Annotated in this window: 11 protein-coding genes; 5 read left to right on the top strand and 6 right to left on the bottom strand. The window is 47.6% G+C overall.

Translation table 11 applies throughout. The features are described 5' to 3' along the window. Positions 1-6 precede the first annotated feature (6 nt). Positions 7-735 (top strand): SDR family oxidoreductase, encoded by a 729-nt coding sequence (locus tag CLC91_RS00625; RefSeq protein WP_095497019.1) that lies wholly within the window; start codon positions 7-9, stop codon positions 733-735. Positions 736-786: 51 nt separating this feature from the next. Further along, positions 787-1539 (top strand): hypothetical protein, encoded by a 753-nt coding sequence (locus CLC91_RS15010; protein WP_095497020.1) that lies wholly within the window; start codon positions 787-789, stop codon positions 1537-1539. Positions 1540-1553: 14 nt separating this feature from the next. Here the strand turns inward: CLC91_RS15010 and CLC91_RS00635 are convergent, their stop codons facing one another. From CLC91_RS00635 to CLC91_RS15150, 5 genes are all read right to left on the bottom strand, one after another. Continuing rightward, positions 1554-1847 carry a DnaJ family domain-containing protein gene (locus CLC91_RS00635; protein WP_095497021.1) on the bottom strand — a complete coding sequence of 98 codons (294 nt, stop codon included), beginning with the start codon at positions 1845-1847 and terminating at the stop codon, positions 1554-1556. Between the two features lie 28 nt (positions 1848-1875). Further along, positions 1876-2838 (bottom strand): LbetaH domain-containing protein, encoded by a 963-nt coding sequence (locus CLC91_RS00640; RefSeq protein ID WP_125828464.1) that lies wholly within the window; start codon positions 2836-2838, stop codon positions 1876-1878. Positions 2839-2979: 141 nt separating this feature from the next. Beyond that, a complete protein-coding gene (locus CLC91_RS00645) occupies positions 2980-3924 on the bottom strand; it encodes a leucine-rich repeat domain-containing protein (protein WP_095499813.1) in 945 nt (314 codons plus the stop codon). Positions 3925-3987: 63 nt separating this feature from the next. Beyond that, entirely contained in the window at positions 3988-4791 is an 804-nt protein-coding gene (locus tag CLC91_RS00650) for a hypothetical protein (RefSeq protein WP_095497024.1), read from the bottom strand. Beyond that, positions 4788-4922 (bottom strand): hypothetical protein, encoded by a 135-nt coding sequence (locus CLC91_RS15150; RefSeq protein ID WP_269844412.1) that lies wholly within the window; start codon positions 4920-4922, stop codon positions 4788-4790. Before CLC91_RS15150 ends, CLC91_RS00650 begins: the two co-directional genes overlap by 4 nt. Before the next feature lie 580 nt (positions 4923-5502). Between CLC91_RS15150 and CLC91_RS00655 the strand changes: the two genes are divergently transcribed. After that, entirely contained in the window at positions 5503-6129 is a 627-nt protein-coding gene (locus CLC91_RS00655) for a glutathione S-transferase family protein (protein WP_095497025.1), read from the top strand. 18 nt (positions 6130-6147) lie between these two features. Here CLC91_RS00655 and CLC91_RS00660 read toward each other — a convergent pair whose 3' ends face one another. After that, positions 6148-7776, bottom strand: a complete 1629-nt coding sequence (locus CLC91_RS00660; RefSeq protein ID WP_095497026.1) for an alpha-glucosidase family protein — start codon at positions 7774-7776, stop codon at positions 6148-6150. A gap of 532 nt (positions 7777-8308) precedes the next feature. Between CLC91_RS00660 and CLC91_RS00665 the strand changes: the two genes are divergently transcribed. Both CLC91_RS00665 and CLC91_RS00670 read left to right on the top strand, forming a co-directional pair. Continuing rightward, on the top strand, positions 8309-11101 hold the full coding sequence (locus tag CLC91_RS00665; RefSeq protein ID WP_233132548.1) for a TonB-dependent receptor: 2793 nt from the start codon (positions 8309-8311) through the stop codon (positions 11099-11101). Between the two features lie 174 nt (positions 11102-11275). Beyond that, the gene (locus tag CLC91_RS00670; RefSeq protein ID WP_095499815.1) at positions 11276-13144 is read left to right on the top strand and encodes an alpha-amylase family protein; all 1869 of its coding nucleotides are present in this window, start codon (positions 11276-11278) and stop codon (positions 13142-13144) included. The last annotated feature ends 8 nt before the right edge of the window (positions 13145-13152 follow it).

The raw sequence follows: 13152 nt of genomic DNA on the forward strand, positions 1-13152 counted from the left end.
CGACTTATGACCAATAAAAAACTGGTTGTCATTACCGGCGCAAGCTCTGGTTTTGGAATGGCAATGGCGCAGGAATTTTCTAAAGACGGTTACCCCTTGCTGCTGTTAGCACGGCGTGTCGACAAAATGCAGGCATTAAATTTACCTAATGCATTGTGTCGCGAAGTAGATGTCACCGATAAAGCAGGATTTGAAGCGGCGGTACGAGAAGCGGAAGCGCAGTATGGTAAAACCGACTTATTGGTCAATAATGCTGGGGTGATGCTTCTAGGCGATATTGCCAGCCAAGACAGTGCCGAGTGGAAAACCATGCTGGATGTGAATGTCATGGGGGTTATGAATGGCATGCAGATCGTGATGGCGGACATGCGCGAACGTAAATCCGGTACCATTATTAATTTGTCCTCCATCGCCGGAATTCAGCCTTTTGGAAACCACGCTGCCTATTGCGCCAGTAAATATGGTGTACGCGGATTAACCCAAACCGCTCGCATGGAAATGAGCCCTCATAATGTTCGCGTAATAGCCGTAGAGCCGGGTGCAGTAACTACTGAACTGTTGGGTCATACTACAGATAAGAACATTATTGACGGTTATAACCAATGGAAAAACGCCGTGGGTGCGGTAAACATTACCGCCGAGGATGTCGCTCGAACCATAAAGTTTTCCTACGAATTGCCACAAAGTGTGTTATTGCGAGAAATCGTTATTACCGACACCATGCAAGATGCCTAGCCACCTTTAGCACTAAATAAATGAACAGTTCGCCAGTATAAGGACGTCGTTATGAAATTCATCAAAATAGCAGCAGTGTTGGCGTTATCAAGCCTATTGGCTGGGTGCCCCATTGACGGTAATGACGGTGCTAATGGAGCCCAAGGACCGGCGGGCGCTCAAGGTCCTGCCGGACCCGCAGGCGCGCCAGGGCCGGCTGGAGAAGCTGGCATACATTGCTGGGATACCAATCAAAATGGCATAAACGACCCTGAGGAAGACATCAATAAAGATGGGTTGTGGAATGTATTTGATTGTCGTATTACCAATGCAGGTGAACAACATCCGGATGCTCAGTATAACTTCCAACATTTTTGTGAGGCGTTTGCCAATCTAGGTCAATTCCCTCAAGGTTGCCCGTCAGACTCGCACACCACCCCAACCGGCACCTTAACAGCCATGATCCCAAGTCAATTTGATGGCGCTTATCAAACCTGCAGCGATTTATCGATATCGGTTGAGGGCAACATCGCTTTTTGGTCATTGGATAACGGTTTTATTTCCAGCTCGCAGGTTTTCCAAATCTCGGAAAATGACATGTGTCGAAGCGCTTGTGATGGCGACCCTCGCTGCGTCGCTTCTGAGTGGCATCTGAGAGCGGGTGTTGGTGCAGGTGATTGTCAGCTTTACTATCATTCCGACTCATTAACGCAATCTTATAAGCGCCAATGCGGTATTGATATACCCGATGCAGGAATGAGTGCAGCAGAGGTTTGCTTGCTCGCGTTAGGGAGTGACACTGTGTGGCATGCTCAATGCCCTTAGCTTATTTTAAGAGCTTACTTTAAGGTATCGTACTTGAGCCTAAGCTCAATAAGCTCTTTTCTTAGTTCGGCGGTAGGGTTTAAATCGTACTCTTGTTGCTTGTCGTGAATTTTGGCAAGCAACTCCACTTTCGGCGGGATAAAACCGGCATCCGCTAAAAAACGGTTCACCGCCCGAGTTTCTTTGGGCGCTCTAAAATAGCCATCAAGCTCTAAGGGCTTAGCTTTGTGCGGGTTATTATCTAACCCGCCAGCTTGCTCAAGCTTTTTTAAACTGCGAGCGATGTGTGCATCAAGAAAGTCGGCCATGTCGTACTCTAAGGGTTTGTAATAAAACTTAGCGACACGCAGCGCTGATGGCGCGAGTCATGCTACCTATTTCCGAGGCAAGTTGCTTATCGCCAGTAAGCTCAACCTTGTTATGCCAAGTGTGAATTTCAGCGTCACTGGCGTCGTAATCACCTAATCTAATTTCGGTGTTGCCGTCGGTTAAATACCACCTACCGGGATAGGTGTTATCTTGATAAAAAACGACATTAGCGCGGCTAAAGTCGAGGGTTCCTTCCGAGCTGCGACTGGTGCGATCCGTTATATTTTGATCCAAATTGAAGCTGTAGAAACTGGTTTCGTGACTGTAACTGTAGTTGACTTTCATTTTGCAGTTACTGATGTCGCCCGAGTAAATCATTGAGCGGGCGTAATGGCGCATGTTCACATCAAGGTGCTCGGGACTTGTTGTCCAATTAATCCGATAACTAAAGTATTTTTCCAGCAGCCCGGGCAGTTGCGCCATGGCTTTAGCACCGTCGCGAGCTAATTGCCGTTGCTGCGCTTGCTGATTCGGTTGTTGTGAGGCGATAACACCAGAAGTATGACGGCCGCTATTAAGCGATGAATAGCCTCTAACGTTAACGTTACCACTGAGCAGCGCATCGCCTGTTACCAATGCGTCACCGGACACTCGAGCATTACCTTCAACAATCGCATCGCCTTCAATGACAGCATTTCCAGATATACGAGCCTTATCGGCAACGCTGGCATTGCCGCGAATAATGGCGTTGCCTTGAATGCGAGCATAACCTTCCACCGTGGCGGATTGGCAAACCGCAGCGGTGGGCGCAATAAAGACCCGTTCGCCAACAAAAGCGCCATGGCCAACAAAGCCACCAGGGGCAGGATTTCGATCGCGGTTATTGGTGTAAATGTAGCCCTCTTCGCCGGGACAGCTTGCCGAGGTTGCGGCCTGAGCGGTATTGGCTAGTGCTAATAGCATCACCATTAACAATAATGGACGTTGCATAGGTTTCTCGCGCATGTGATTTTTTAGAGTGAGTATCCCTTCATCATATAAAACCCGCTCAAGAGTGCAACTTTCAGTGACTAAAGCGAGGGAAAGCTCTCACAAGGTTTTGTAAGAGCTTTATCGTGGTGGCGATATGGACTAGTAACTCAGCTCGGCTATCCAGTCGATGTTGCCTAAGTAGCTTAAGGTGTCGGCATCAAAGTCGTTGCCTTCGAGTAGGGCTTTTTTCAGTGCCGAATTGTTGGTGAAGCGGATCTGCTTGAGCTGGTTGTTGCGCAGGTATAGGTTGGTAAGTTCAACGTTATTACTGAGGTCAATTTCTGTGATTGGACTATTCTCTATTGTGACGTATTGAACGGCTGTGTTTGCGCTTAGGTCAATATGTTGAATTAAGCTTTGGCCAATGCGTAAGTGTTTCAAATTTAAAAACTCGTTCAGTGTTAACTCTGATAATTGGTTGTTATTGAGAATCAAAGCATACAGTTGCTCTGCTTGTGAGAGGCTAAACTGGCTTAAAGACTGAGAGCGAATTAGCAGGGATTTAAGAGCTGGGAGGTTACTCCCATGAAATGAGGCGAGGCTATCGTCGCTACGAACTTCGATTTCTCTTAGTTCCGGCATGTCAGCAATGGTTAGCTCTTTTAGTTTCGACTCTCGGTAAGAGTTTGAAAGATAGATTTGTTGCAAATTTTCGTTACCAGAAAAACGAATGGTTTCAAGCGAGCTGTTTCTCGAAAGAAACAATTCTTCTAGACGGGAAAGATTGGTTAAATCAAGTGATTGAATACTGCTATCAATAATTTGCAGTGTTTTAAGTGAAACTAATTTGCTTAAGTTATTGACTGCCGTTACGTCTACCCCGTTGCAATAAAAATGCAACACGTCTTCAGGCTCATACCAACCATAAGCCTCGCTGTATTTTAAAAGGCAGTCATTGGCGGCATCGGAGCCAAGATCAATGGAGTCAAGAATGGATCTCGGTGGTTCAACCGTATCGTCACTGCTGCCACAGCCAGTTGCTCCTAAAGTTATTGTCATGACCAGTGCGGCTATGAATGCACGCTTATTGTTTAACAGTTCCATGGCGTAATGCTCCTTGTTTTAAGAGCCGAGCCACGTGTGACTCGGCCCAATCGTTGAGATGCTTTAATACTTGGTGCGCAGTTGATCGACTATGTTTTGGTACTCTTCGCCTTTGATTAAGGCTTTATAATCGTCTCGAAGTTGCTCAAGTTTGTTGTAGGCAAAGGTTGCGTTACCGGGCCCATAGTCGGCAAAGAAGTAGCGGTAGGTGCTGCCAGTATACGCATCCGTTACAAAGTAATTTGTGCAGGTGGTCATTGCTCTAATGGTACAATTGGTGGTGGTTTGAGGGGTGATGGTAACTTGACCGTTGACTAAAATATTGGCTTGCGTACCGCGTAATTCCAATTCGTCAGCCATTTCATTACCACGACTTTCTAGCTCCGCACTGGCATAGTCCTGATTTGCAGCTAGATCGGCGTATACGGCATACCGCATTGAAGCAGCCATTGCGTATTGATTGGTTAGCTCGGCGTAATAAGGTTTTTTACTGTCAAATGCCGTGTGCGTAATGACGTCGGTGCTTCTTGAATACATTTGTTGAGCATAAAACTCATTGCGAGTTCCATTTTCCATTTCTATGTAGAAATCCTTCATAACGATTTGTAACGCTTCAAGGCTAGATAGTAATTCGCCTTTTTCATGTTCGTCGAAACCGGCGGCAACAATGTTTTCTATTTGAGCGAGACTCTCTGCACTGAGATTAACGACTTGTGGATCGCCACTACCAAATACCGCACCGGAAATAACGTTTTTCACACCATTTTTAATGGCGCTTGCTGCCGCTTGTACTACTAGGCCTGCAACCCACGAGACTGTGGCTCCGCCAACAACTGTTTGCTCAATCTCTGGAGGTTGCTCTATCATCTGAGCTGTTGAGCTGTTGAGCTGTTGAGCTGTTGAGCTGTTGAGCTGTTCAGTTGTTCATCTGTGGTGTTGGCATTGGCGCTTAGTGAGGTGCAAACGCCGATAATTGCCGCTAATGTTGTTTTTTTCATTAGTTCATGTCCTTAAGTTAATTATTTTCCTTGTAGCAGCGCTGCAGTTATTAACATATGGTCAACAATTAACCGCGTCAATAGTGTGGAAAAGCCACAATCGACGACAAAGCCTGACAATAGTGGTTCGATATTGAAGGTTAAAAGTGGAATTTTGCGTAAAAAACAGGCGGCTTAATAAAGCGGTTAATTTGAACACACCTACAAAGGAGTAGGGCGATAATGGGTGGGAATGATAATTCCATTAAAAAAGCCTTCATTAGTATTTGCTAATCTTTTTTGATGAACTTGTTTTAGCGCTTTTTATAACCAAAATTTACTCACTTTTTGCGGAGGGCAAAGGTAGTCAGATCTTGCCAATTTTTTGTTTTACCTGCGCGTTCGTCATTTATTAATCAAATACGATATTTTTAAGGATTTAAAATTCCTATTAAAGGTGTCGTTAATCAGCGCTTTGATATAACTACTAGGAATTACAATTAAATTTTTAATTTCAAAAAATTCTATATAAAGTGTGCTGATATTGACCGCTGAGGCAGCGCAGACTAGAGTAACTTGTCGTTAACTTATTGGAGCTTGCATGAAAACACTGACGGATCTTACCTTAATCACCACATCGGTCACCCCAAGCTCGATGCGGGTGAGTTTGTTTCTCGCCGAAAAAGGATTAGAGATAGCAACCCAAGAAATTAATGTTCGCCAAGGCGACAACCTTGCGGATGATTTTAAACAAAAAAGCATTAACGGCCTTATTCCCCTACTTAAGCTTGAAAATGGCCAGTATTTATCGGAATCCTTGAGCATTTGCCGCTACATCGATGAACGCGAACCGGATGAGTTGGGCTTATTCGGTTTTGATACCTTATCTCGTGCTCAGGTGGATATGTGGAATCGGGTACTGGAATGGCAGGCCTTAATACCGGCGTTTCAGGCGTTTAGAAACATCACCGCCATTTACAAAGATCGCGAACGCTGTGTCAGTGCTTGGGGCGAAGAATCTAAGCTTAGAGTGAGCGAGTTTTTACCGCGATTAGAAGCGCGCTTGCAAGAAAGCGCCTATGTCGGGTGCGACCGCTTTAGTTGCGCCGACATTACCGCCTTTATTTTCTTGAGAATGTGCAGCGCCCTCGAGGTTGAATGGCAGCAGTATCCGGCGTTAAAAGCCTGGTTCGATACCGTCGCCAGTCGCCCAGCTTTTCAACAATAGCTGTTCAGCAATAGCGAGTTACTGGCTAAGCTGCACCACAAAACAGCCATAGCCTGGCAACGACAATACGCCGTTGTCATGCTCCCCAGCGACCAAACTCGATGGGGTTATTGGTTGTAATAAGTCGCCTTGTTCAAGCTCAGTGGTTACAGCGTGTCTCGATAAATTAAAAGCGCACAAGAGTCGTTGCCTTTGATAATGGCGAATGAACATCAACACAGGCTCTGGCGCATCAATAAACTCGATATCACCGTATTGCAGCGCTGGCCATTGTTTGCGCCAGTCGGTTATGCATTTGAAACTGTTTAATATTGATTGCGGATCGCGTTCTTGAGTTGCCACGGCGAGCGACTGATGAGTTTCACTCACCGGCAACCAAGGCCGATGCTTACTAAAGCCGGCATTATCTTCATTGGCATCCCACGGCATGGGGGTACGACATCCGTCTCGCCCTTTAAAGGTGGGCCAAAAGGTAATGCCGTATGGGTCTTGCAGTTGTTCAAAGGGAATGTCGGCCTCGCCAAGACCAAGCTCTTCTCCTTGGAAAATGCACACGCTGCCCCGCAATGCAGTGATCAGCGCTGCGAGCATTTTGCATTGCTCAGCGTTGGTGGTACCGGGCACTTCGCTCCAACGGCTGGCCACTCGAATCACGTCGTGATTACTCACCGACCAACAGGGCCAACCTTGGGTCACTTGCTTCTCGAGGTTTTCCACGGTTTGGCGAATATAACCGGCACTGTAGTCATCGGTGAGTAACTCGAAACTGTAACCCATGTGCAACCTACCCGCTTCGGTGTATTCGGCGGTGGTGGCCAGCGAGTCTTCGGCGGATATTTCGCCTAAGGCTGCGGTACCGGGGTAGCGGTCCATCAGTGCTCGCAACTGCTCTAAGAAGGGCAGGTTTTCGGGTTGGGTATTGTTGTAATAGTGGTACTGATAGGCGTACGGGTTATCCGCTGAAAAGCCACGGCCAACTCGAGCGTGAGGCGGTTTAGCTGGGTTATCTCGCAATTGTTGGTCGTGGAAACAAAAGTTAATGGCATCCAACCGCAAGCCGTCAACGCCTCGCTTGAGCCAAAACTCTACGTTATCCAATACCGCTTGCTGAACCTGTGGGTTATGAAAGTTTAAATCCGGTTGGCTGCTTAAAAAGTTGTGTAAATAGTACTGTTGACGACGGGGCTCCCACTCCCAACCGCAACCGCCAAAAATCGAAAGCCAATTGTTAGGCGCTGTGCCATCGGGCTTTGGGTCGGCCCAAACGTACCAATCAGCTTTGTCGTTGGTGGTGTCTTGGCGCGATTCAATGAACCATTGATGTTGATTGGAGGTGTGACTTAAGACTTGATCGATCATCACTTTAATGCCCAAGTTATGGGCTTTGGCCAATACTCTATCGAAGTCGTCTAAGTTGCCAAATAAGGGATCCACATCGCGGTAATCACTGATGTCGTAGCCAAAATCCGCCATGGGAGATTTAAAGAATGGCGATATCCAAATGGCGTCTACGCCTAAGCTGGCGATGTAATCGAGCTTGTTATAAATGCCCGCTAAATCGCCGACACCGTCGTTATTGGTGTCGGCAAAACTGCGTGGGTAAATTTGATAGATAACCGCGCCACGCCACCACTGTGTTGAACTCATTGTGTGTCCTTTCTTGGATTTTTACTGCGTCGCAATTGCTCAATTATCGCAGTTAAATTCTCTTGCTTTTGTACAACCCTAAAGGTTCCAGTGCTCTAGGTCACGGTGCATACGTATGCAGCCGAATAACGGTAGTTCAAGTGGCGCATTTTTACACCATAAAATTTAATGAATTGTTATATCACTCATAACGTTAGCTTATTTTGAGGTTTTATAGTTCCTGCGGTTGACTGTGGGTAAGCTGGGTTGTTGCAATCTCGTTAAAAGGTTGGGTCGTTTTTAACAGTTCGTGCATCTTAATAGGGTTGAAACAATGAATTTGCAGTAAACTCTTTGCTAGCCGTGGCTCGTGCATAGTCTTGTTGTAGCGGGGTTAGGTAACGTTTTTATGACAGACGGGCCAAATTTCTGTTTGAATACGTATGCATTTGTTTGTTCAAGCCGGCATAGCTGATTACTATCCGAATCAACTGCTAAAAAATAAGCAGACTAATAACAATTAAAACACATGTATTCCAAGGGGAAGGTCGTTATGTCGTTTAAGCCTAGTGTGGTCACATTAGCTTTGGTTGCAGCTGGCTATTGCACATCGCTGTACGCCGCTGATGAAACCGTAGCAATAGACTCACAAGCCAGTAAGATTGAAGTGTTGCAAGTAAAAGGTATTCGCCGCTCTATTGAAGCTTCGCAAGCACTCAAAATGGAAAATTCCTCCATTGTTGAAGCGGTGTCGGCAGAAGACATTGGCAAGCTCCCAGACGTATCCATTGCTGAATCGTTAGCGCGTTTGCCTGGAATAGCCACTCAGCGGTTAGACGGTCGCGCCAACGTAGTATCCATTCGTGGCTTGTCGCCGGATTTCACCACCGCTACGTTAAATGGCCGCGAACAGGTCACCATTTCTGATAACCGCGGCGTTGAGTTTGATCAATACCCGTCAGAGCTCATGAGCGGTGTGGTGGTCTACAAAACGCCCGATGCAAGCGTTATGTCTCAAGCCATTGGCGGAACTGTGGATATGCGCACGGTGCGCCCTTTAGCTCACGGCGAACAAGCCATTGTGGTGATTGCCCGAGGCGAGATGAACGATATTGGCAAGCTGAACCCAGACGGCGACGATAAAGGCTATCGAGCATCGTTGTCTTACATTGACCAATTCGCTAACGATACCCTTGGTATCGCTTTTGGTTACGCGAAAATGAGCTCGCCAAACCAAGAAGAACGGATGCACATTTGGGGTTACCCTGAAGTATCTGATACCGATAACTCGCTTATCTTTGGTGGTGCCAAACCTTATGTTCGTTCGAGCACGTTAGAACGTGATGGGGTTATGGGTGTGATTGAATACCAACCGAACGATAAGTTCCACTCGGTGCTTGATCTGTACTACAGCAAATTTAACGACAAGCAAATTCTACGAGGCGTTGAAATTCCTGGCGCTCATTGGGGTAACGGCTCGGGTAACAGCGGTTTTGAAGTCATTAACACCGAAAACGGCTTGGTGACAGAAGGCATTTTGAAAAATCAAAAAGTGCTTATTCGTAACGACATCAATGAAATGGACGCCGACGTAGTGTCGGTTGGCTGGAACAACAGCTATCAGCTCTCTGAAAATTGGAGCGGCGAGTTGGATTTATCCTACTCGAAAGCGGATCGCGAAAGCTGGGGGTACGAAAACTACGCTGGAACCAGTCGTAATGGCCAAGCCGGCTGTGATGATCCGGTTACTGGCGACCCGCGTCCAAACGTCTGCCAAGACATGCATTTTGTGATGGGACCGCAAGGACCCATCTTTACCCCGGGCATTGACTATGCCGATCCAACCAACATTCGTTTAGGCGGACAGTTTCCTTGGGGCAACAGTGTAGTGGGCACTGACGGCCAAGACGGCTTCTTGAATATCGCTAACATTAAGGACGAGTTGGCGGCGATTCGTGTCAGTGCCACACGCAGCTTCCATCACGGTGCCATTTCTAGCGTCCGTTTTGGAGTAAACTACAGCGAGCGCAGCAAAGATCGTGAAGATGAAGGTTTTTATTTGCGTCTTGCCTCATATGAAGCCGGTAACCCTGATTCCATGACCAGCATTCCGCCACAGTATTTGTTGCCGTCAGTCAATATGGGCTTTATTGGCTTTAACAGCGTGATTGCTTATGACTCAATGGCGTTGCTGCGTGATGGCTATTACGACATGTTTGCGCAAAGTGATACGGTGCAAGATAGAGCCACCGCCAACTGGGGCGTAGACGAGAAAGTCACCACAGGCTTTGTTATGGCCGATATCGACACAGAGCTGTTTGATAAAGGCTTGCGGGGTAATGTGGGTTTGCAGGTGGTGCACACCGACCAAAGCTCAACCGGATTAGCAGCGCAAACCGACGCCAACGGTATGGTGAGCACCCAACCATCCAGCGGTGGAACAACCTATACCGAAGTACTGCCGAGCTTAAACTTGAGTTGGGCAGTAGCCGACAGCCAGCAAGTTCGATTTGCTGCGGCACGCACCTTGGCTCGCCCGCGTATGGACCAAATGAACGCCGGTTACAATTACAGCTACGACGCTTCTAAAGCCGACAGCACCGATATTGATGACTCGCCTTGGAGTGGTGGCGGTGGTAACCCAGAGCTAAAACCTTGGATGGCTTGGCAGTACGATGTGAGTTACGAGGTTTATGTTGATGGTAACGCCTTCGCCATTGGCGCCTTTTATAAAGACTTGGAAAACTACGTTTATGAAGAAACCATCATTGGTGACTTTTCTGACATCAGCGTTCCCGATCCGCAACCCAAACTGACCCAAGGCTATTTAAACAGCTTTGCTAATGGTGAAGGGGGTTACATTCGCGGTATTGAAGCGTCGGCGCACATTACCGGTAAGTGGCTTAGTGATTCGCTCGCTCCGTTTGGCTTAATCATTAACGGTGCGCTAAATGACTCAGAGGTTCGTGAAACCAAAGACAGCGACCCAACCACCTTGCCAGGGCTGTCAGAGAAAACCGCCAATGCCACTTTCTATTACGAAGATCATGGTTTTCAAGCGCGTATCTCGGCTCGTTATCGCAGCGACTTCTTGGGTGAGGTTACCGGTGTTTCCTTTGCCCGTGATAAGCGCTACGTATTAGAAGAAACCGTGGTGGATGCGCAAATTGGGTACGACTTCTCTGAGTCTTCCATTGAAGCCTTGTACGGGTTATCGATTCTGTTCCAAGTGACCAATTTAACGGACCAAGAGTTTGTAACCTACGAGAATGGCGATCCGCGCCAAGTGAAAGATCACCAGACCTATGGCCGCAATTACATGGCAGGCTTTAGCTATACCTTCTAAGCTCATAAGGTTCTAAGAGGCTAACAAAGCACCTCGCTCATTGCTGACCGAGGTGCTTTTTTATGCTTGAATACGTATGCAATTCTTTGCGCTGGTGGGACTGCTATGAGTACCATCAAGTGTAGACTCGGACACACAGTCCCTGCGATGCGTAATAATAAAGAGAAATAATTAATGAAACGCAATGCCTTATTATTGAGTCTGGCCATGCTGGCTGGACTTGGCTCCTGTAAAAGCCCTGACCCTCAGCCAGCGGCCACGGCAGCCTCACCGCAAAAAGTGGTGGTCTATCAAATGTTCACTCGTTTGTTTGGCAACAAGAACACCACCAATGAGCCTTGGGGTACCCTTGAGCAAAACGGTGTTGGCAAGTTTAACGACATTAACGACGATGCGCTTAACGGCATTAAAGAATTGGGCGTGAGCCACATTTGGTATACCGGCGTGTTGCATCATGCACTGGTGGCTGACTACAGCGAATACGGCATCAGCAATGACGATCCCGACGTTATTAAAGGGCGTGCCGGCTCACCTTATGCGGTTAAAGATTACTACAGTGTTAATCCCGATTTAGCCGTTGATCCCAGCCAACGCATGCAAGAGTTTAAAGCTTTGGTTGAGCGCACCCACCGCCACGGCATGAAAGTGCTGATAGACATTGTGCCCAACCACATTGCCCGAAATTATCAATCGTTAGGTAAGCCTGCAGGGGTTAAAGACTTTGGTGCAAACGATGATGTTACGGTCGAGTATGCTCGCGACAATAACTTCTACTACGTGGTGGGCCAAGATTTTGAAGTGCCGGATTGGCAAGATGATTATCAAGTGCTCGGGGGCGAGCAGCACCCGCAGGTGGACCACCAGTTTGATGAAAGCCCAGCTAAGTGGACCGGCAATGGTGCTCGCAGCGCGAAACCAAGCATGCTCGACTGGTATGAGACGGTTAAGGTTAACTACGGCGTCAACCCCGACGGCGGTTTTGATTTTCCGACGCTGCCATTGGGATACGCCAAAAAAGACGTACAACAGCATTATGAGTTTTGGCAAGGCAAAGACGTGCCAGACTCTTGGGTTAAGTTTAAAGACATTGTTAGCTTTTGGCTCGAATTCGGAGTGGATGGCTTTCGATACGACATGGCGGAAATGGTTCCGGTGGAGTTTTGGAGCTATTTAAACAGCCACATTAAGCATCGCAATCCGCAGGCCTTTTTGCTGGCAGAGGTGTACCAACCGAGCTTGTATCGTGACTACTTGCATAAAGGTAAGATGGATTACTTGTACGATAAGGTGGAATTGTACGACACCCTTAAGCACATCATTCGTGGTCAGCAACAAACCGCTGCACTGGTGGCCATTCAAAAAGGCAAGCAAGACATTGAACACAACATGTTGCATTTTTTGGAAAATCACGATGAACAGCGCATCGCCACCCCAGATTTTGCCACCGAGCCTGAACATGGCCTGCCAGCCATGGTGGTGTCCGCCACCTTAAGCACCTCGCCTACTATGTTGTATTTCGGTCAAGATGTGGGGGAGCGAGCCGAGCACGATGCCGGTTTTGGTAAAGCCAGCCGCACCACCATTTTCGACTACTGGGGCGTAAGCGCACATCAACGCTGGATGAACGACGGCCGTTTCGATGGCGGCCAACTGACAGAGCGCGAGCAAGCGCTGCGGGATTACTACGTGCGCCTGATGCAATTTACCCGCAACAGCTCGGCGTTAATGGGGCAATATGCCGAGCTGCATACGGTGAACAGTCGTAACAGCAACTATCATCAGCGCCTGTTTAGTTTTGCGCGCTGGAGTAGCGATGAGCAGTTGCTAATTATCGCTAACTTCGAACAGCGAGCCGTGACGGATTTACCTTTTATTGTACCGCCATCGCAAGTGGCTAATTTTGAGCTTAGCGACGGTCGCTATCGGCTGATAGACCAACTTGATGAGAGTGAGCATTGGTTAACCGTGAGCAATGGTAAGGGGTCGTTACCTTTATCGCTGCAACCCATGCAATCTCGCATTCTTCAAATTCAACCTCAGTAAGGAAGCCG

It is taken from the genome of Paraferrimonas haliotis (genome assembly GCF_002282895.1).
Lineage (GTDB): Bacteria > Pseudomonadota > Gammaproteobacteria > Enterobacterales > Shewanellaceae > Paraferrimonas > Paraferrimonas haliotis.